Below are 18,865 nucleotides of genomic sequence, written 5' to 3'. Positions count from 1 at the left end.
GTTACCGGTTACCCGGCGATATCGGCAAGGCTGACGCCTACGCCTCTGACTTCGAGAACTCGGCAGGGGCCATGACCGGGAGATCCCCTGCCGGCATGGGCTCACCAATTGGCCAGCGGTATGCGGTAACCCGGGAGCGAGGGAACGCCTTCACATTCACGGCATCCGCCTGATTACCACCCAGCACCAACAGATTGCCAGCCTTATCCTGCCCCACAACGAAACCGACATGGCCGCCGCCGTCACGGCTGAACACCACCACGCAGCCAGCCACCGGCTTATCCAGCTTCTCCCCCCAGGAGGCATAAGAGCGTGCCCCCTCGAATCGGGTGGACTGAATGCCGACGCGCTCCAAGCAAGCACCTACGAAGGCCGCGCACCACGGCGTTTCATCGTCTTGGATGCCGCCACGCTTGATAGCCTTCCACATCGCCACGATTTCCGGGTTGTGCTTAGGCCCCTTTATTTCAGTCAGCCCGATATGTCGGCGGGCCTCTTCTACCCAACGCTGTGCCATTACTCTTTCCCCCCAGTCATCCAGCCGGTTGCCCGGCGTTCGTAAAGCTCCAGAGCCTTCGACCCCATCAGGCCAGCCAGGCCGGCCATAAAGCCACACAGCGGCAGCGGTGCGGCGATATACCAGCTCAGCAGCATGGTCAGCATCCCGGCGAAGCCTGACACCACAACCTGCAGCGCCGCCTCCGCCCAGCGGAACTGCCGCCCTTCGCGCTTCACTGTCTGTATGTAGGTCACAAGCCCTCCCCATACGCTCAGCCCGCCAAACGCCAGATAGGCGAGCATGCTGTAGTTCTGTGGATCCTTGTCAGGCGTCATCGCCCCTCCAGAAACGACAAAGCCCGCACGATGGCGGGCCGGAAATGAAAAAGGCCAGAGTCCCGGGGGAATCTGGCCATCTTTGATAGATACTAACGCTGGGGAGGCTGGGATTCAACCAGCAGCAAACTGCGCATGCCGAATATTAAGACCTGTGCGACTCTTTAACTTCTTTAGTTGCCCAATCCTTTCCCCACCCTGTTGAGCCACACTTGGTGCACACATAGTCACCAGTAGGTGAGCCAGAATAAAACTCTTTCGCAAGATTGGCGTGTTCGCATGGCGATCCATCCCACTTCGCTCTAAGTTCTGCTGCATCTTTCATATCCATATGTATCTCCTTATTGTGATGGTTATTTGATTTTTCTATACCGCTCAACCTGCTGAAGGAAGTAAGCCTGCATCTCCCCCTTGTAGTTCCAGGCCTCGCTCTCGGCTGGAGTTTTGATCTCGGGATTACGCTCTTTCCACACCGCATAGGCTGCGGCCTTCTCGACCTCAACTCGCTCTTGCTCATCCTTGGGAAGGGTGCACAGATTGAATGACATAGACAACTCCAAAACGCAGTTTTGAGGAATACTACCTCAATCGGTAACCGATATCTCCACTACGCCAAGGCTATCTTGCTCTACTGCAGGATCAATATGGATTGCCACTACCTTGAGGAATACCCTGCGGCAAGCCACCCTCCCACGCTCAGGCTTGCAACGCCTGGTCTCTGCCTCTGTCGCCACACAGCGTAACGACCTCAGATAGATAACCAACTTGCCGGCATCGCTTGATGGGATGCCAAGCAGATATGACACATCGTACAGATCGAAGAACTCACCATGATTGAGCGCCCACCTCGCCACCTTAAGAGCAGGCCACCTCCACTTGCTGTCCATTGAGTCCCTCCATAGCCAACTGCTCTCAATTTAGCCGGTACGATGGAGGTCTGCACGCAGTAGAAAATTCACAGGATAAGGTTGCTTTGAATACAACGAATCTTGCTGGCGCCGTTGTAAAAAGCGGTTTTACAACGAGAGCAGATCGAAACGTGCCTGGTGCGGTGTCACGATTAACACCAATGGCGATGCGGAAATCCCCCAAGAGGAGTTTTCTTCTTGTGATGGCAACATACCAAAACATACTCATTGGACTAACTTTTTATATTACACAATTAAATCAACAACATAGATCGTGTCACTTTGGCAAGTTTGTCCAACACGCTGTTTGCTGGTAGCTTCTTACAATTAGAGTGCAGTGCCATTGGTAGGCATAACCTTAAATTTCGATACCGCTAATCATGCCTTGTCCCCGCTGACGAATGATCGGAAAATGCAGGGATTGGCAGCAAGCCACCAACTACACCAAACAGCAAGCGAGGTGAATATGCTTTTACACAAACGACTTTATCAACCGCCTAATAGAGAGGAACTATATGGCACCATCGAGACGCCAGAATGGGCGAAAACGTTCGGCGAAAGCCGAAAAGACAAAGACCCCACAGCTTGCAACTGCAGGGCCTTCGAAGCTAGCTGATAAGCTACTTGCAATAGCTTACTCAGCAGAATCACTCCTCAAGCTAGCCAACGCGTTTTTCCGACTTGTCAGGCTTGCTGTCGATGCTTGTAAGCATCTAGAGGATTTCATCACCAAAATCCAAGGGCCTTAGGGCCCTTTTTTTGCTGAACTTTAGCGTACTAATACTGAGCGATTCCACCTCGAAAATCAACTCAAGTTGATGTTCAAATCAGAGCGAAAAACGACACTCAATTTTAAGGCCAGATCCAACATCAATTTTTTACCCCAAAAAAACGCTGAAAAATACACGTTAAGCCGCCCGCATTTCGCGCACCTGCCGGTCCATGATCTTGGACAGATCGGACGCTTGGTGGATCACCTCATCAACCAGCTGCTCTACGCTCTGTCGCATCTCCTGGCCGAACCGACGCGCGACCATATCTGCATGGGGCACTACTCGCCCGGTACCGTGGCACTTGGGGCACTCGTCACCCTTGCGGGGGCGGATCCCGGTCCCCTTGCAGTGCGGGCAGCGGCCGGATTGCAGCATCTCGGCGACACAGTGGTCGTGGGCGAGAGACAAGATCCCGTTACGCTCAGCCAGCAGGCGCTGATATTCGTGGCCATTTCCTGACCGGTGGGCACGTTTGGCCTTCTCCATCACCACTGCGGCACGGCGGCGCTCCTTATCGTAATGGGGGTGGGAGGATACCAGCCGATCCAGCTGCTCAGGCAGCGGGCGGCGCAGCAGGATGGCCAACGCCATTCCACCGGCCTCTTCATTACCGGTAGCGTACTCAAAGTGAGCCAGTAGCTCAGAGATGGCAGCGGTATCGAGCAGGTGATCGGCCATCAGGTACTGGAGCCCCCGCTGGTTTGACTTGGCGGCCACCTGCAGAGCTCCGATAAAGTCATCCCGCCCCAGGGCGTTGAAGTTGCTGGATGTCGGCTCATGGAGCGCCCCTTTTGGTGAGAACAGGCGCAGTGCCATTTCCAGTGAATTACTCATGGGTTGGTCCTCGTTTGGTCTTGGTCCTGATTGAAAGCGGTGAGCAGCCAGGCGCGCAGCTGGCCGGATTGAATGTGCTCTGGCGTGGCCTCGATGACAGTCCACCCGAGCAGGGCGGCCTCGTTCATCTTGGCGCGGTCCTCTATGAAACCTTTGCCGCGGGTGTGCCTGCCACCAGAGTGGATCCCGCCGTGGATCTCGACGGCGATCATACGGGTTGGCCAGGCGTAATCGAGACGCCAGCGGCGCTTGGGATGGAACACCAGCTCGGTGGCGGGGTCAGGGAAGCCGACCAGCTGGGCCAGCACCTTGCCGTGCAGCTCATCCACCTGCTTGGATTTCTTGGCTTGGTTCGCTACCGCCTTCGCTTTCGGGTGCTTATCCAGCAGGCGGGCTGCCTCTATGGCGGATAGGCGGATCATGCCACCCCCTTCACACTAACAAGTCCGCGAACCACCCAGCTGTGCAGCTGGCGGGTCAGGGCGCTATAGGTGACCTCTTCACGCTCCCCTGGCTGCCAGTCATAGGCAATACGGCCATCAATGGCGTCATGGCAAGCGCAGCACGCCTCAACAGCCACCAAATCATCCCCCTTGAGTGCCATTCCATGCGGAGCGCTGGGCAGATGGGCTAGCACGGTGGTTTCAGTGCCACCGATACAGACCCCGGCGAGCTGGATCTTGCAGATCTGGCCGCGAGCGCCATCGCGCAGGTCGCTGGAGCGGATTGGGCTGGTCTCGAATCTCATCCGGCAAACCCCATCAGCTGGGAGCAGGCGTTCTCAGCCTCCTCCTCGGTGGTAAACTGCTTGCTCAGCACATAGCGCCAGCAGACCCCGAACACAGCCCGGTACAGGTCGGAGAACTCAGCCTGCTCCATCTTGGCGAAGCTGACGCTCTTGGCCTCCTTGCGCATACCGCCATCAGGCAGCATCACGACGGTGTAATAACCGGCCTCGACGGTGAGCCACTTGCGCATCACCTCAAACGACTTCTCAGCCTGGGGTCCGTGGCGCTCGATGCGACTGCTGGCCAGCTGGTCGATAAACTCATCCTTGGCCTTGTCCAGCACGCTACCTGCGCCGAACTGGGCGAGGTAGCGAACGAACCTGGACAGGATCCCCTGCTCGGCTGGCGATACCATGCCGCCAGTTGGCTCCCAGTAATCGAAAGTCAGGTTGAGCAGGGCGAAGAAACGGCGGTGAAACGCCAGATTGCGGCGCCCCTTCCCCTTAGCCAGGATGGTGGTACCGATCGGCATCAGCTTGATGGCTTCGGCATCGGCCGGAGTGGACGGGGCGAGCACCCCGCCTGACATTTTTAGAAGGGTAAGCTCCATGGTTATGCTGCCTCCTCACCGATCAGGTTCAAGCACAGCTGGAGCTTGGCATGGATGGCTGATTGCTCATTGCTCAGCGCATGCTTCTCGATACGGCGGCGGGCCAGACCCTGCCCATGCAGCGTACCGTTGGCAACAGACACAGCCTCTCTGCGGGTGAAGTCGTGCTGCCAACTGGTCAGCTCATGGGTAGTGCGGATCTGCTCAGCCATCCAGTTGAAGGCAAGGATATAGAGCTCCTTGAACTGGGCAGCCTGCTTGCCTGTGAAGCCCATCACCAGGAATGCCATTCCATCTTTGGTGATGAGGTATTCAGGTCTAGCCTCCCCTTTCCCATCGCGATACTCAACCAACGCAAAATTGCGCTCGTTGAAGCTGGCGCTGCACTCAAGATTGGAGATGGCGCGCATAACATCGGAGTGCCGCTTACCAAACAGCTCAGCGACCTTGCGGGAGGTTGTGAACGCCTCACCGTGTTTGGCGATCACCAGCTCACGGAATTGGGCCTCTTGGGTTTTGGTCAGGTTGCTCATCCTCACCCCCGCTTGGCTTTGTTGCGGCGCTTGGCGGCGGCACGCTGGCGTTTTGCGGCCCTGTCATTGCGCGGGTTGGGTATGCAGAATGAGCTGCTCGGATTGAAGAACAGCGCAGGCGGAAGCGGTTGGAAATAGCGACCAACCGAGGCGATCGCGGCTACCAGCACGGATTGTGGAATTTTCATGCTGCCACCGCCTTAGCCGCAACGGCTTCCGCAGTGGGGAACGGCGATAGGCTGTAATGCCAAACCTGCTTGCTGTCGATGGTCTGGCAGGTGGAGTGCTTCTCCCAGCCATGGCAGCACACTTCGCGCAGGCGGGCGCTGATGGCGGCTTGGGTGTCGGCGTGGCCGAAGCGGTTCCAGCACTCGCGCTCGATGTCGCGCAGGGTGCGGGCTTTTCCGTCGCGCATTATCGCGATGACGCGCCCCAGCTGGGTCGCAACGGATAGATCTCTGGTATTCGATTTTGCGGTCATGGTCGGGTCCTTTTGGTCAAACAGCCGGGTGGTCTAAGTCCGGCATGAACATGTTACGGCGCGATATACCGGTTGTCACTGGTTGGCAAGGCCCTCCCCATCAAAGTTATCCACAGCTCCATTTGCAACACCACCTCTCAACACCAGCACTGGCGCGCCTCTCAGCAGTTCGGCCTCCTCCGCCACTTGCTCAGGCGTCGTGTCGAGTACCAGCCAATGACCCGCCCCGCGCTGGCAATCGGTGTGTCCCAGCACGGCGATCTCGTCTGCCACCTCGAGCAGCACCCGCTCCCCGCACCAGCCGCGCACGGGCGGATAGATCACCACCCGGCAAAACTTCGCGGCCTTGACCGCGGCGATCACGTCTTGGTTGAACATCCCTAAATCCTCCCTGTGATGGCAAAACCGCGCTGGCGGCGATCGGTGAGTATCCTGTCCAGCTCAACCTGCACCGCCTCGCTCGTCACGTCGCCGTCACGCTGCAGCACGATCACGGTCGCCTCCATCTCGCATGCCCTGATGGAGATCTCCAGCCGTGGCGCCCTGGTTGGTGCAGCCGTGGCTGCCTGCCTGCGAAATATCTCTGCCAGCACTTCTGCCGGGCGCGGGGCGAACTGTCGCTCTGCTTCGGTAGCCATGCACATCACCGCCTCCCGGATCTGGGCTGGGGTGAACCCGCGCAGTACGCCACCCCAGGCCAGCGCCACGCCGCGTGCATTGGCATCAAGTTGGTTGGCGCTGGCAGGCCAGCTCCCCGCCATCAGCGGCAGCAGCTCCTCGGCGATAAACGCAGCCATGCGGGCGCTCATGGCTGGCGCCTCTTGGTTTGCTGGCAGGGCTGTCACGTTAGAGGGGAGTGTCGTCGTCATAGCTGACAGCTCCCGATTCGATGAGACTGCGCGCCTGCTGCTGGGCGGCGGCAATGTTGGACATCGGCTTGCGCTTGCCCTCGAAGCCCTCCCACTCGCCGTTCACGCAGCGCGGGCGGCCGATCTGATCCCAGCGTTGGGCGCCAGCCAGATAACCGGCGAACTTCTGCGGCGCAAACAGGGTCATTGGCCGCAGGTACTCGGCCATTTTCAGGTTTGCAGACCAGTGCTCGCGCTTGAAGTCGGTCACCAGTTGCAGATCGGCTACGGAGTATCCCTCCGCCAATCTGGCGTTGATGTTCTGCAGGGTGGTTGGCTTGGCCTGATAGCGGCGATTGCATGCGGCGTTGAGGTGGTTCAGCACAGCCAGAGAATCGGCTGATGGCTCTGCCGTTTTTTTAGCCGGTTTTGTTTCGTCAGAAACAGAACAAGAGATCTGTTTATTATCTTCAGAGTTTATATTGTTATTAATGATAAGATCTTCGGCGTGATACTCCGCACCTAACTCCGCGCCGCTGAGTTGGCGATCACCCTCTAACACCATATCTGGCGCGCCCTCAAACTCCGCGCCATACTCCGCGCTAAAGTGTTGCGAAACTCCGCGCTGATAAGCGTCGAAATTCAGCAGGCTGATGATGGTGTAACCGCTCTTGCCCTGCTTGGTCGTCCTGCCGATCGCCCCCTCCTCCTCGAAATAGTCCAGCGCCCTACGAGCCTGATCCTCAGATACGCCACACGCTTTCCCGAGCGAACGAGCAGAGCAAGCCAGTTGGCCTCGATGAATGGTGAGGCGGTTGCCATTGAAGGTGACTTCACGGCTCTCATAGGCCGCATCAAGCAGCAGATGCAGCCACACCGACTTCTTGGCGACATCCTTGTACCAGGGGGCGTTCAGCATCGACGAGTAAGCGAGGCGGAAGCCATTGCGGGCATTTTCGCTCACGTTGCTACCTCTGCTGATAGGTTTGGAAATGGGGGCGCCTGCCCCCGGGAATTTGATAACGGTGTTCATGCTGCCTCCTCATCGACAGCTGGGAGGTCTATCTCAGACATGTGCTGGTCTATGCGCTTGCCAATGAATGCCATGCACGGTACCGCCATGGAGTTGCCGATCGCCTTGTATCTCGGTCCGTCAGCTGCTGGCTTGCCGCGATATGGCACGTCAGTGTGACCATCAGGAAACCCCTGCAGGCGCTCGCACTCGACTGGGGTTAGGCGGCGAACAGCCATTGCTGTAGCAATCGCAGGGGGAGCACCTGCATTGGCATGGCTGCCTGCGTGTCCGCCAGCTCGCAGTGTCGGAGACATGTTTTCGGTTGCGTCTCCGCAATAGTCCTTGGAGCTGAATGCTATCGGCACCAGCTCATCCCAGTTATTGGCAGCGAATATGACGCGTTGATCGTGGCCTTTGATGCTGTTGTACTTGGCCAGAACCGCATTCTCCTGCCCCTGATTGCGGCCCAACGTGTGGGCAAGCTCGACGTTGGTATCTGGGTCTTGGGTGCCGTGGACAACCAGCAGACCAGCCTCGGCGTCCTGCTGCGTGGCCGAGCCAGCAGCCTTGCCGTTGGCATTGAGTGTTTCTGCAACATGGCTTGCCCATGGGATGCAGGTATAGGCGTCCACTTCAGGAGCGCCAACCTTTCCAAACCCTGCCGTTAGGGTGCCGATACAATCGACATCAAGATGCTGCGCAATCAGATGTCCGGCTTGCCCATGGTTGTCGTCTGCGCCACACGTTCCAACGCCGTTTGCAGTAAGGGCGGCAACTGCCTTCCCCGCTTCTCTGCTCGGCGCAGAATCCCGGCGCACGCCTTCGCACTCAAAAAGAACTTTTGCGGGATCGAACCCTTCTCGAGCACTTGCGACAACGAACACACGGCGGCGGCGTTGGGCCACTCCGAAATATTGGGCATCGAGGATCCGCCACGCGATTGCTCTTTGGGGGCCAAGCACACAACCAGCGTTTTCCCATTTCTTCCCTGGTGGGACGAGTTCGCAATCTTCCCCGGCAAGGAAGCCAAGGAATGCGCCAAAAGCGTTGTCTTTTGACGAGAGGACGCCTGGGACGTTTTCCCAGACGGTGATGCAGGGAACAGCTCCAGCTGCTGCTCGTTTTTGATCAATGGCATTGGCAAGCTCCACGTACTTGATAGTCAGAAAACCACGGTAATCAGCCAGCCCCTCGCGGGCGCCAGCAACGGAAAACGCCTGGCATGGCGTTCCGCCGACAAGGATGTCGGGAGCCACGACATCCCCCTTGAGGACGGAGGTAGCAATCTTGGTCATATCACCAAGGTTGGTGACGTGCGGCCAATGGTGCGCCAGCACCGCGCTCGGGAATGGCTCAATCTCTGCGAACCACGCAGGGTTCCAGCCAAGCGGCTCCCAAGCCAGCGAGGCGGCCTCGATGCCGCTGCAAACGCTGCCGTAGATCATGCCGCCACCTCCTGCTCGGTGTAGTCACACCCCTGGCATTCAAATGAGCGGTCATCGGTACCGGTGCGCAGTTCGCTGCCGCAGCGCGGGCAGTGGCACAGATCGGAAGTGGAAAAAGAGGCGGCCCCCAGGGCCTTGGGTTCAATAGTCATGGTCTTGGTCCTGTACCCGGTGGTTAGGCGGGCTGGTTTGCTACTGGTTAAGCGCTAGGCTGCTTCTCGGCGCGCTCGATCTTGCGGGCCATCAGCTCGCGTGAGAGCCGAACGGCGGTTTTATCGGTGCCGGCGGCGTGCGCAGTTGGGATAAGCGCGGTGTCCAGCTCGAGCGACAGCTCGTGAATTACCGATTTCAGGATGATGTTTTCCCGATCGCTGACGTGCTTGGCTGCGGGGCGAGGCGGTCTTGCTTGGATAGTCATGGTGGTTATCTCCCTAAAACGAAGTTGATCAGGCCAATGAGCTTCTGCACCGGCTTTTTGGGGCGCTCCTCGTCGTATGCGGCCTCGTCGGCAGCGGTGAACGTGAGCAGGCCGCGCTCTGGCAGGCCATCCCCTTTCAGGATTTCATCGACGGTGACGGGCGGGTAACCCTGCTCTATGAGGCTCCGGTTGGCTCGTTTCACGGCTCTCGCCAGGATCTGCGGCTCGTGCTTCGATATGGAGTTAAGGAGCATCAGCAGCGAGGTGCGGGCAAATGCGGTTTCAGTCATGCCGACTTCGGCGCCGACTTCCTGCCACACTTGGCGGTGGCCGACAGTGCCGCGCACCCGTAGTGGCGAGATGGTGTCTAGTTTTTGGTGGTCTTGTAGCGCGTCTCTTCCCATGGTCGTGGTCCTTTGGTGGTTATTGGTCAGGCCGGTGGTTAGGCGGCCTGCTTGGTTTCTTCTTGCTCTGGTCGGTAATCCTCCAGGCCGAAATCAAGGCTGCCACCGGAGGCAAAATGAATTTTGGTGGCGTACTTGGCCGGAACGATATCAGGCCACTCGGATACGGTGCTTTTGGTGACGCCGATGGCGCGTGCCATTGCGTTGCTACCACCAAAAAACTGGATGGCTTGGTCTTTCTTCATTGGTCTGGGTCCTTTTATGGTTACTGACAATACAAAATCCATTTTGGTTCGGTTTTCCGAACAAGTCAACCATCGGCATCTCGCACAAGAAATAGGTCAAAATGACCAAGTGTTTTTTAATTCGAACGAGATCGACATGACCTCTTTTAGAGATCGACTGAAATACATGCTGAATGAGCGTGAGTGGAATCAGGCCGATCTGGCGCGCAAGTCAGGGGTAAGCAAGGCCGTGATCTCCGAGCTGCTGTCTAACCCATCCAAGGACTTGCGAGTGAGCAGCCTGCTCTCAATAGCAAAGGCTCTAGGGTGTGATCCTCTATGGCTATATACCGGCAAGGAAAGCGGCACCTATGTGTCAGACACGAACCTCGGAAAGGTTCCGGTATGGGAAATGGCTGAGATGGCCAAACACCCAACCGATGCCCTGTCTACGCTCGACAGCGGCAGGAGTATTTTCAGTGAGGCCAATGGCCACCTGATAGGGATTGTTGCTGACGATGATAACCTCTCCGAAACCGGCATCAGAGTTGGTGACATCTGCGTTATTGACCTTGCTGATCGCGAGCCTCGTCATAACGACATCGTTCTTGTGAGGCTATCGAGCAACAAGCAGGAAAGGCTGCTCAAGGCTCTAGCAGGTCTATCAGGCATCACCCTGGTAACCGATGACCCTCGCCTTGGAGTGGTACCGATCAAAGATGCCCTGGTGTACGGGCGCATGATTGAACTGCGACGAGACGTAAAAGAGTAACCACCACAGCATCAGTAAAGCCCGCATCACGCGGGCTTTTTTGTGCCTTCATCTTGCCGGATAACACCACCGCAAAAAAAATAGTTCGAAAAACCGAACGTTTTCTATTGACGATACCGATCGGGAATATTAACCTTTGAATCGTTCGGTAAAGCAATCCACCGAACCAAGACCGGTAACAGCAAGGGGCAGCGTGGAAGGCGGCCAATCGTGGTGAAGGTCTTGAGAATGGTGGCATGGAGTAATGAGGCGGCACCTGTCATCGATCCCGCCTAGTTCGTAGCAACACGCGTTGCGTGTTTATCCGAACCGAGCTTGCTGGAAGGTGAGTGAACAACAGACCGGCCGGGCTACAGCCTTTAACTGGACGCTAGCGGTCGCCGGATCAGGTAACCGGCAACATCGGAGATTAGGCAAGCGGTATGCCACCTCATTTGGGATGAGGGCTTCACAGGTTCGATCCCTGTATCTCCGACCAAATTAAGACACCCAGCAATCAGGACGACCAGAAGTAAAGCGCCTGACCAGCGCGTAAGAACGACAAAGCCCGCACGAGGCGGGCTTTGAAGGACCGGGTACCACCCGGTCATAGAATGCCGGGGGACCAACCCCAGCAATCAGGACCTCGACCAGCCAAAGCCAGTGAGTATCAGCGAGGACCAACTCGCCAACAGGAGTGAATGTACCATGACCAAGCACATTTTTTCCAGAGCCGCGAAACGCGCAGACAAATTCATCTTCGCTATCGCAGACAAGTTTAATGGCAACGCCGCCCGCCGCCGCGCCATTCGCCAGCGCCTTCACGTTGCAATGCTGGCATCAGAGCAACACCGCATTGTGGCAGCCCGCGCCGCCCAGCGCCGCACTACAGGCTTCACCAAGCACAGCGCCATCCCCCACTGGCGCGCAGATTTTCACCGTAACGCCGTCTGACCTGGGCCTGGCGCTTCCCTCATAGCGCCGTAGCCAAAGCCCATTTCAAAAAGTGCCAAAAGTGCGCTTTGGCTTCGCTCACGCCAAATTCGGCTGAGCTCGCTCTTTAACAACTAGGAACCGGCTCACAAACACGAATCCCGATGCCGGTAGGGATGCGCCGATAACCCGTCAATTCGGAAAGCGGTGCGTGAACGTGAACGATTTATCACTCGACTATTGCGACATCAACACAACAGGGAGTGCGAATGATGTAACCGACAGCCGTTAAAAGCGGCCAATCCAATAACTCGCCCGCTGGCAACAGCGGGTATCCCAAGGCGGCTCCAGTGGAGCTGGCAACAACATAGCGTCGAAGCTGTGGCCGCCATCGGATAACCAAGAGGACCACGACCATGAAACAACTGACCGAGGCCCAGGTAATGGGCTTTCGCGGCTCCATGCCGCCCCGCACTGAACACCGCTACAGCGTGAACGTCGAACCCAGTGCAGCAGAGCGCCGAAGCGCCCACGAACGCACCGCCACCCGCCGCGCTATCGAGGAGTATCACGAGAAGCGCGCCCTGCAGCGTGAATTGGAGTTATAGCCATGACCAGAGAATCCGCTCTGCTGGCTCTGCTCGAAAGCCGCGAAGCTGAGGCAAACGCCAAAGCCGAGTGGATCGCCGAGTGGGTAGCCACCAACCGACCGCTCCTGATGTCAGGCATGCTGGGCACCGACCCGGCAACCCTGCTGTGTGAGCTCAGCAACAACGACCAGTACCGCCAGTACAACAAAGCCATCTGGCTGCTGATGAACGACGGCGATCACTCCCATCTGGTGCAGTTTATCCAGCAGGTGGTGGATGCCGGCCTTTCCAACCTTGCCCATGACGCATGGAGCAACCACCTCGCCGAGCTGCAAACCGCCATGAGCGAAGAGCAGTTTGAAAGGTATCTGCAGAGGAGCGCAGCATGAAAGGCGTTGAACTTTCTGAGTGGCTTCGATCCAACTATCCAGCCAACAGTCGCGCAATGGCTTTTCGCAAGAAATTGCATGGGATAGGTGTTAATGATGCCGATTACCTAACAAAACCAAGGGTTGATGGAAAGCAGGTCACTTGCCCTGCTTATGAGACCTGGAGCCACATGCTGTATAGGGCGTACAGCGAGACGAGTCACATCAAAAACCCAACTTATATTGGCGTTACCGTTGGCTCTGTCTGGCACTCTTTTATGGGGTTTAGGGAATGGTGGATTAAGCATCACGTAGATGGCTGGCAGCTTGATAAAGACCTTCTTGGTAACTCGAAAATCTACTCGCCAGATAACTGCATCTATGTTCCTTCATGGCTAAATAGCTTCAACACTGACAGGGCTGCGCTTCGTGGTAAATGGCCTATAGGTGTTCGCCTGCATAAAGAGCCAAATACATTCGAGTCAAGATGCAGAAACCCAATTACCAGAAAAAGCATCCACCTCGGCCTGTTTGATTCACCTGTCGATGCCCATTACGCATGGGTTGAGTGCAAAACCAATCTTGCCATTGAGCTAAGGCCGCAAATGGACCGAATACACCCAGGCCTGTTTCATGGCGTGATGAAGGCAATAAAGGAGGCTATATGAACGCCGCCGTCGATACCAGCCTGGCCCTGCCGCAAGGGCTGGTGTTGGGGCTATCAAACGAGCAGTACCACTCCGGCCCAGGCATTAGCAAATCACAGCTCGACGACATTGCCGTAAGCCCAGCTACTTACGTCTGGCGCAAAAGCGCGCCGGTTGACGAGGAAAAGCTCAAGGCGCTGGATATGGGTACCGCCATCCACTGCCTGCTGCTGGAGCCGGAAGAGTTCAAGGATCGCTTCATCATCGCCCCCGAGTTCAACCGCCGCACCAACGCTGGCAAGGAGGAAGAGAAGGAGTTTCTGGCCAACTGCGCCGATCTGGGCAAGACCATCATGACAGCAGAGGATGGGCACAAGCTGGAGTTGATGCGCGAAAGCGTGTTCGCCCACCCTGACGCCCGCTGGCTGCTGGAACAGGACGGCATCTGCGAGGGGTCTCTGTACTGGACTGACCGCGAGACAGAAGAGCTCTGCCGCTGCCGGCCAGACAAGAAGCTCAACAACTACCCAATTCTGGCTGACGTGAAGAAGGTGGACGACATGGGCCGCTTCGAGCGCCACGTCGAGGAGTTTCGCTACCACGTTCAGGACGCTATGTACTCCGACGGCTTTCGCGAGATTTACGACGAGATCCCGGACTTCATCTTTATCGCGGTCAGCTCATCCATTGAGTGCGGCCGCTACCCGGTGCGGGTTCGCCCGCTGGAGCAGGAGTGGAAAGAGGCAGGAAAAGACCTCTACCGCCGCGACCTGCGCAAATTCCACGAGTGCCGAGTTAACAACGACTGGCACGACCTGATACCACTTACCCGCCCGGCATGGGCAAGGAGAGCAGCGTGAGCAACATCGCAATCATCAAGCAGCAGGCGGCGGAGAATTTCGCCGCCGAGTTCCCAATCTTGGCCCAGCGCGGCATCGATGAGCCAACCTGGAACGCCCTGTGCAACACCATCTACCCTGGCGCTAACCCTGACTCTGTGGTGATGGCCATCGATTACTGCAAGGCGCGCGGGCTGGATATTCTGCTCAAGCCGGTACATTTGGTACCCATGCAGGTCACTGATGCTCGCACCAAGGAGAAGGTGTGGCGAGATGTGCCAATGCCAGGTATCGGCATGTACCGCATTCAGGCAGACCGATCCGGCAACTACGCTGGCGCTGATGAGCCAGTGTTTGGACCTGATGTGACCGAGGAGTTTCAAGACCCATACAACCAGAGCGTCAAGATCAAGGTCACCTATCCGCAGTGGTGCAAATACACCGTCTACAAGATGATCGACGGTCAACGGGTTGCCTTCCATGCCCTTGAGCGCTGGAAGGAGAACTACGCCACTCAGAGCGGCAAGACCGAGTGCCCCAACGCCATGTGGCGCAAGCGACCATATGCCCAGCTGGCCAAGTGTACCGAGGCGCAAGCGCTGCGTAAGGCATGGCCTGAGATCGGCAGCGAGCCGACCGCCGAAGAGATGGAAGGTAAGGAGATCATCATCAACGAGCTCCCTGGTGCCCAGGTACAGCAACAGAAAGCGCCAAACCGCACGCTTGCCGCCATGAAAGGCAGTATGGATCAGCCGGTGACGCTCGAGGCTGAACCGGAACCCCCTATCGAAACAGTCGATCCTGTTGACCACGCCAGCGCCTACGCCGACCACAGCGCAGCCATCGAGGGCGCATCCTCCGGCGAGGAGTGGCAAAGAGCCTACACCGTCGCGTGGGAGTGGGCCAACGGCACCGGCGACCCGCAGACAGTCAAAGGCATCAAGCAGATCGCTGGCGAGCGCAAGCGCCAACTCGACCAGTCGCAAGCGTAATCCACCACTTCAACCAATCCAGCCCGCCAACCAGCGGGCTTTTTTATGGCCTAGCGCCACAAGGACCCCGACATGACCCAACAAGCCAAGACCGATACCGCCCAGACCCAGCTGGTTGTCATCGAACCCACCACCGCCGTTGCCCTGTTTACCGAGGGGCATGGCGTGGCTGAACTGCTGGCAGATATCCGCCAGAAGGCATCCAGCCTGGTGCCGGACGTGACCACTGTGAAGGGACGCAAAGAGATCGCCAGCGTCGCCTATGCCGTTGCCAAAACAAAAACCTATCTGGACGGTATCGGCAAAGAGCTGACCGACCAGTACAAAGAGATCCCCAAGCGCATCGATGCTAACCGCAAGGTACTGCGCGACACGCTGGATGCCCTGAAAGACGAGGTGCGCGCCCCGCTCACCCAGTACGAAGCGGCAGAAGAATCCCGGGTTGCCGCCCTCAAGGAGCGCATGACCGCCTTCGCCGATGCCAAGCAAGCCACCGCCGAGCTGCCGAGCACCGAACTGGAGCACTACCTGCAGCAGATTGAAGCGATCGCCATCGATGACAGCTGGGAGGAGATGACAGCCCAAGCCGGTGTGGCCAAGGATGCTGCGGTGCTCCACCTGCGCACCGCCATTGAAAAGGCCAAGGAGCGTGAAGCGCAAGCCGCCGAGCTGGAGCGCCTGCGCCAAGCGCAGGCAGCCCGCGAGCAGGAAGATCGTGAGCGCCGCATCGCAGAGCAGGCCGCAGCAGCCGAAGCCCAACGCCAAGAGCAGGCCCGCCTCGATGCCGAGCGCCGCGAGCGCGAAGCCAAAGAGCGCGAGCAGCAGGCCATCCGCGACGCCGAAGCCGCAGAGAAGGCCCGTCAGGAGGCAGAGGCCCGCCGCATTGCCGAAGCAGAGCAGGCAGAGCAACGCCGCTTGCAAGCCGAAGAAAATGCCCGCCGCCAAGCGGAAGAGGCTGCCGCCCGCGCCGCAGAGCAAGAACGCCAGCGCATCGAGAGAGAGCAGCTTCTTAAAGCCGAAGAAGATGCCCGCCGCGCAGCAGACCGCGCCCACCGCGGCCGCATCAACAGTGCCATCGTGATGGACTTGATGGGAATGGGGCTCTCTGAGGATTTCGCCATTAACCTCGTCAAGCACATCGCCAGCAACAAGATCGAGCACCTCTCCATCAACTACTGACCAACAAGCCCCTCCGCCAACGGGGCTTTCGCTTTACAACAGGACCACGAACAATGACCACCGAACTGAACCCCAGTGAGGCAACCAGCCTTGCCCTTAACACCATCACCAACCAGATCCGACTGCTGGCAGACATGCCAGCCGAACACTGCAAGCAGGCAGTCGCTGGGCTGGAGCCTATCGTTACCGCCAACCTGACCATGGTCAGCGAGTCGGCCAACGCCCATATCGACGAGTTCAACTGGCTCATCGACCAGCTGGAAGCCCGGGATGGAGAGCTGAATGACCAGATCGCACTGGTCAGCCAGCTGCGCCAGCAGGTAGCCGAAGCCGAGCAGCGCATCGCAGCAGCACGGCAAGAGGGCGCTGCCGAGCTGGAAGCCAAGGCAGATGAGCTCTACAAGGCGCAACGCGCCATGAACGAGGTGGAGACCAAATTCAGCGCCCTGCAATTCACCTCACGCCAGACCGATCGCCAACTTGCCGACCTCAAGGCCATGGACCCGGCAGGCATGAAGCGCCGCATCAAGGAGAAAAACGACCTGCTGGAGCAGCAGCGCGCCGCGATCGCCAAGCACAAGAGCAACGATGCTGCCTACCGAGCCGAGGTGCTGAAACTCGAGCGACGCATCAGTGAGCTGCTTGGCGCTATCAATGAGCAGGATCGCGAGCTGGAGCGCCGCCACGCCGTCATCATGGAGCTGGAGAGCGCTCGCGCTGCCAAGCTGGTCTGGCACAAACACCTCGGAAACACCTACAAGGACAAGGATGGTGCTCTCTGGAACGTCTACCTGGTGGATCATGGCCTGAAATCCAACCTCCCCTACCTCATCAACGACCTCAACTGGAAGCTGCACGCCATGAAATCCGATGGCTCCGGATGCTCGGTCATGCTGAGCCAGTGGATGAACCCCATCTACCCGACGCCATATGGTGCCGGGATCCCTGACGAGATGACGCGGGACATCTTCGCCTTCATGCAGGAGGCCCTTGAGCAGAGCCACCCTCACCTGCAACCGCGTGCAGAGTGGGCCAAGACGGTAAGCATCCATGAATGCGGCCTGCCGCCTCGCACCATCAAGCCGCTTGAGGATGCCGGGATCGACACCCTCTACAAGGTAATGAGCCACCAGGGCAACAAACTGAACAAGGTCAAAGGTCTTGGCGAGAAGCTGGTCGGCCAGATCGTCTATGCCTGCGAGCTCAAAGTGAAGCTGTGGGAGGAGCAGTTCACAGCTAGCCAGCAACCGGAACAGCACAAGGAGGCGGCATGAGTCAGCAAATTACCGCCGTGAAGCCTCTCAAGGCTTACAGCGTGCAGGATGATGAACACGGCGAGGTTGTGTTTGCTACCAGCGGGATAGCCGCTCGCAGGATTGGGGCGAATCAGCTTAATACTGATTTTGAGTGCATAGAGAGCTGCCGGCGCCTGCCTTGGGCTGACAAATATGCCAGCGCAGGGAGAGTGCCGTCGCTTGAGTTGATTGCGCATGGTTGGTGGTTTGAGTGCTCACACTGCTACCGGAAGGTGTGTGAGGACAGCTGCCACTACGACAAAGAAAGCGGTCAGGAAGTCATGCACCAACCGGTGGAAGAAGGCGACTGCATTTACTGCACTCCAGCATGCCGGGATGCAGAGCTGAAAGCCCGAGCCGAAGCCAAGGCCAGAAAAGAAGCCACCATCAAGTTGGTAACCGATAAATTCCCCGGCGTAGAAGTTAAGTGGGTCGGTGATGGAGAACCAGCAAAGGTGTCATTCACATTTCCTGGTGGAACTTATGCCGCTCACTGGACCGTTGGTGAAGGCACTATAGATGTTGCGAATGTAGACACCGCATCTTGGGAGGCTTATCGGGAGCCATATCGCCAAAAGGAGGCCGCCAATGGCTGACTACCGCGGCTCCACCACTCCAGAGGCCACCCGCGACATGACTCAGACCCCGCTCTATCTGTTCAGGGCGCTGGATCTGGAGTTCAACTTTGCCCTCGATGCCGCAGCCCTGCCGGAAACGGCGCTCTGCGAGAAGTTCCTGACGCCGGATATCGACGCCCTGAGCGTGGACTGGGGCGACTTTATCAGCCCGTTTGTGCGATCGCCCTGGGCTTGGCTCAATCCGCCCTACTCCGATATCGGGCCATGGGTGGAAAAGGCCATCGAGCAGCAGGGCCGCGGCATCGGCACCGTCATGCTGGTCCCGCAGGACACCAGCACAGAATGGTATCCCGGTGAGCGCGCCAGCGAGGTGCGGCACATCACCGGCTACCACGACGATAACGGCAAGTGGCACAACGGCCGGGTTAGCTTCATCAACAAGGCAACAGGCGAAGAGATGAAGGGCAACCCAAAGGGATCAATGCTCCTCATCTTCGCCCCCAACTGGCGCGGCGAGTGCCGGATCCGCGATGTCAGCAGGCTCACCCTGCTACTTGCCGGAGCAGAGCCCGTCAGCGCTGCAGCCTGATACCCCCAAACCATCCACCGCCAGCCACACAGAAACGGTGGATAAGTCG

The 18,865-nt window shown here is 58.0% G+C and carries 31 protein-coding genes and 1 tRNA gene; 12 read left to right on the top strand and 20 right to left on the bottom strand.

What is annotated here, in order from left to right:
* Positions 1 to 37: 37 nt before the first annotated feature.
* From NOM67_RS00865 to NOM67_RS00770, 20 genes are all read right to left on the bottom strand, one after another.
* The gene (locus tag NOM67_RS00865) at positions 38 to 517 is read right to left on the bottom strand and encodes a TIGR02594 family protein (RefSeq protein WP_255933151.1); all 480 of its coding nucleotides are present in this window, start codon (positions 515 to 517) and stop codon (positions 38 to 40) included.
* The gene (locus NOM67_RS00860) at positions 517 to 834 is read right to left on the bottom strand and encodes a phage holin family protein (protein ID WP_042031437.1); all 318 of its coding nucleotides are present in this window, start codon (positions 832 to 834) and stop codon (positions 517 to 519) included. Before NOM67_RS00860 ends, NOM67_RS00865 begins: the two co-directional genes overlap by 1 nt.
* Before the next feature lie 145 nt (positions 835 to 979).
* Entirely contained in the window at positions 980 to 1,165 is a 186-nt protein-coding gene (locus NOM67_RS00855; protein WP_156128726.1) for a hypothetical protein, read from the bottom strand.
* Positions 1,166 to 1,187: 22 nt separating this feature from the next.
* Entirely contained in the window at positions 1,188 to 1,382 is a 195-nt protein-coding gene (locus NOM67_RS00850) for a DUF3283 family protein (protein ID WP_255933150.1), read from the bottom strand.
* 36 nt (positions 1,383 to 1,418) lie between these two features.
* Complete coding sequence (locus NOM67_RS00845; protein ID WP_255933148.1) at positions 1,419 to 1,721, bottom strand: hypothetical protein; 303 nt, start codon at positions 1,719 to 1,721, stop codon at positions 1,419 to 1,421.
* 929 nt (positions 1,722 to 2,650) lie between these two features.
* Positions 2,651 to 3,349 (bottom strand): TIGR02642 family protein, encoded by a 699-nt coding sequence (locus NOM67_RS00840; protein WP_255933146.1) that lies wholly within the window; start codon positions 3,347 to 3,349, stop codon positions 2,651 to 2,653.
* Complete coding sequence (locus NOM67_RS00835; RefSeq protein ID WP_255933145.1) at positions 3,346 to 3,771, bottom strand: hypothetical protein; 426 nt, start codon at positions 3,769 to 3,771, stop codon at positions 3,346 to 3,348. Before NOM67_RS00835 ends, NOM67_RS00840 begins: the two co-directional genes overlap by 4 nt.
* Positions 3,768 to 4,097 carry a nuclease domain-containing protein gene (locus tag NOM67_RS00830; RefSeq protein WP_255933143.1) on the bottom strand — a complete coding sequence of 110 codons (330 nt, stop codon included), beginning with the start codon at positions 4,095 to 4,097 and terminating at the stop codon, positions 3,768 to 3,770. Before NOM67_RS00830 ends, NOM67_RS00835 begins: the two co-directional genes overlap by 4 nt.
* On the bottom strand, positions 4,094 to 4,687 hold the full coding sequence (locus NOM67_RS00825; RefSeq protein ID WP_255933142.1) for a DUF1367 family protein: 594 nt from the start codon (positions 4,685 to 4,687) through the stop codon (positions 4,094 to 4,096). Before NOM67_RS00825 ends, NOM67_RS00830 begins: the two co-directional genes overlap by 4 nt.
* A gap of 2 nt (positions 4,688 to 4,689) precedes the next feature.
* On the bottom strand, positions 4,690 to 5,220 hold the full coding sequence (locus NOM67_RS00820; RefSeq protein WP_255933141.1) for a Rha family transcriptional regulator: 531 nt from the start codon (positions 5,218 to 5,220) through the stop codon (positions 4,690 to 4,692).
* A gap of 2 nt (positions 5,221 to 5,222) precedes the next feature.
* On the bottom strand, positions 5,223 to 5,408 hold the full coding sequence (locus tag NOM67_RS00815) for a hypothetical protein (RefSeq protein ID WP_255933139.1): 186 nt from the start codon (positions 5,406 to 5,408) through the stop codon (positions 5,223 to 5,225).
* Positions 5,405 to 5,701 (bottom strand): hypothetical protein, encoded by a 297-nt coding sequence (locus NOM67_RS00810; protein ID WP_255933138.1) that lies wholly within the window; start codon positions 5,699 to 5,701, stop codon positions 5,405 to 5,407. The genes NOM67_RS00815 and NOM67_RS00810 overlap by 4 nt, the downstream gene beginning before the upstream one ends.
* 75 nt (positions 5,702 to 5,776) lie before the next feature.
* Complete coding sequence (locus NOM67_RS00805) at positions 5,777 to 6,079, bottom strand: hypothetical protein (protein ID WP_255933137.1); 303 nt, start codon at positions 6,077 to 6,079, stop codon at positions 5,777 to 5,779.
* Positions 6,080 to 6,081: 2 nt separating this feature from the next.
* Entirely contained in the window at positions 6,082 to 6,510 is a 429-nt protein-coding gene (locus tag NOM67_RS00800) for a hypothetical protein (RefSeq protein WP_255933136.1), read from the bottom strand.
* Between the two features lie 37 nt (positions 6,511 to 6,547).
* Complete coding sequence (locus NOM67_RS00795) at positions 6,548 to 7,582, bottom strand: conserved phage C-terminal domain-containing protein (protein ID WP_255933135.1); 1,035 nt, start codon at positions 7,580 to 7,582, stop codon at positions 6,548 to 6,550.
* A complete protein-coding gene (gene dcm, locus NOM67_RS00790) occupies positions 7,579 to 9,009 on the bottom strand; it encodes a DNA (cytosine-5-)-methyltransferase (protein WP_255933134.1) in 1,431 nt (476 codons plus the stop codon). Before dcm ends, NOM67_RS00795 begins: the two co-directional genes overlap by 4 nt.
* Positions 9,006 to 9,161: a transposase gene (locus NOM67_RS00785; RefSeq protein WP_255933133.1), complete on the bottom strand. Its 156-nt coding sequence runs from the start codon at positions 9,159 to 9,161 to the stop codon at positions 9,006 to 9,008. Before NOM67_RS00785 ends, dcm begins: the two co-directional genes overlap by 4 nt.
* A gap of 47 nt (positions 9,162 to 9,208) precedes the next feature.
* A complete protein-coding gene (locus NOM67_RS00780) occupies positions 9,209 to 9,427 on the bottom strand; it encodes a hypothetical protein (RefSeq protein WP_255933132.1) in 219 nt (72 codons plus the stop codon).
* 5 nt (positions 9,428 to 9,432) lie between these two features.
* Positions 9,433 to 9,831: a hypothetical protein gene (locus tag NOM67_RS00775; protein WP_255933131.1), complete on the bottom strand. Its 399-nt coding sequence runs from the start codon at positions 9,829 to 9,831 to the stop codon at positions 9,433 to 9,435.
* Between the two features lie 38 nt (positions 9,832 to 9,869).
* Positions 9,870 to 10,076, bottom strand: coding sequence for a Cro/CI family transcriptional regulator (locus NOM67_RS00770; protein WP_041208796.1), 207 nt, complete (start codon positions 10,074 to 10,076; stop codon positions 9,870 to 9,872).
* Between the two features lie 16 nt (positions 10,077 to 10,092).
* On the opposite strand from NOM67_RS00770, the gene NOM67_RS00765 reads away from it, so the two are divergent.
* The 12 genes from NOM67_RS00765 to NOM67_RS00710 all read left to right on the top strand — a co-directional run bounded on the left by NOM67_RS00765 (position 10,093) and on the right by NOM67_RS00710 (position 18,816).
* Positions 10,093 to 10,827: a helix-turn-helix domain-containing protein gene (locus NOM67_RS00765; protein ID WP_231499739.1), complete on the top strand. Its 735-nt coding sequence runs from the start codon at positions 10,093 to 10,095 to the stop codon at positions 10,825 to 10,827.
* Between the two features lie 403 nt (positions 10,828 to 11,230).
* A tRNA-Pro gene (locus NOM67_RS00760) sits at positions 11,231 to 11,305 on the top strand.
* Positions 11,306 to 11,514: 209 nt separating this feature from the next.
* A complete protein-coding gene (locus NOM67_RS00755; protein WP_255933130.1) occupies positions 11,515 to 11,760 on the top strand; it encodes a hypothetical protein in 246 nt (81 codons plus the stop codon).
* A 395-nt stretch (positions 11,761 to 12,155) separates the two neighbouring features.
* Entirely contained in the window at positions 12,156 to 12,347 is a 192-nt protein-coding gene (locus NOM67_RS00750) for a PA3496 family putative envelope integrity protein (protein WP_255933129.1), read from the top strand.
* Between the two features lie 2 nt (positions 12,348 to 12,349).
* Positions 12,350 to 12,718, top strand: coding sequence for a hypothetical protein (locus tag NOM67_RS00745; RefSeq protein WP_255933128.1), 369 nt, complete (start codon positions 12,350 to 12,352; stop codon positions 12,716 to 12,718).
* Positions 12,715 to 13,365 carry a hypothetical protein gene (locus tag NOM67_RS00740; protein WP_255933127.1) on the top strand — a complete coding sequence of 217 codons (651 nt, stop codon included), beginning with the start codon at positions 12,715 to 12,717 and terminating at the stop codon, positions 13,363 to 13,365. Before NOM67_RS00745 ends, NOM67_RS00740 begins: the two co-directional genes overlap by 4 nt.
* On the top strand, positions 13,362 to 14,204 hold the full coding sequence (locus tag NOM67_RS00735) for a PD-(D/E)XK nuclease-like domain-containing protein (RefSeq protein ID WP_255933126.1): 843 nt from the start codon (positions 13,362 to 13,364) through the stop codon (positions 14,202 to 14,204). The genes NOM67_RS00740 and NOM67_RS00735 overlap by 4 nt, the downstream gene beginning before the upstream one ends.
* A complete protein-coding gene (bet, locus tag NOM67_RS00730; RefSeq protein WP_255933125.1) occupies positions 14,201 to 15,175 on the top strand; it encodes a phage recombination protein Bet in 975 nt (324 codons plus the stop codon). Before NOM67_RS00735 ends, bet begins: the two co-directional genes overlap by 4 nt.
* A gap of 72 nt (positions 15,176 to 15,247) precedes the next feature.
* On the top strand, positions 15,248 to 16,354 hold the full coding sequence (locus tag NOM67_RS00725) for a hypothetical protein (protein ID WP_255933124.1): 1,107 nt from the start codon (positions 15,248 to 15,250) through the stop codon (positions 16,352 to 16,354).
* 53 nt (positions 16,355 to 16,407) lie between these two features.
* Positions 16,408 to 17,628 carry a hypothetical protein gene (locus tag NOM67_RS00720; RefSeq protein ID WP_255933123.1) on the top strand — a complete coding sequence of 407 codons (1,221 nt, stop codon included), beginning with the start codon at positions 16,408 to 16,410 and terminating at the stop codon, positions 17,626 to 17,628.
* Positions 17,625 to 18,245, top strand: a complete 621-nt coding sequence (locus tag NOM67_RS00715) for a hypothetical protein (RefSeq protein WP_255933122.1) — start codon at positions 17,625 to 17,627, stop codon at positions 18,243 to 18,245. Before NOM67_RS00720 ends, NOM67_RS00715 begins: the two co-directional genes overlap by 4 nt.
* Positions 18,238 to 18,816 (top strand): phage N-6-adenine-methyltransferase, encoded by a 579-nt coding sequence (locus NOM67_RS00710; protein ID WP_255933121.1) that lies wholly within the window; start codon positions 18,238 to 18,240, stop codon positions 18,814 to 18,816. Before NOM67_RS00715 ends, NOM67_RS00710 begins: the two co-directional genes overlap by 8 nt.
* Positions 18,817 to 18,865: the final 49 nt, after the last annotated feature.

It is taken from the genome of Aeromonas sp. SG16, assembly GCF_024436135.1.
Lineage (GTDB): Bacteria > Pseudomonadota > Gammaproteobacteria > Enterobacterales > Aeromonadaceae > Aeromonas > Aeromonas jandaei.
The sequence above is the reverse complement of the archived record's forward strand: the minus strand, read 5'-3'. Positions and strand labels throughout refer to the sequence as shown.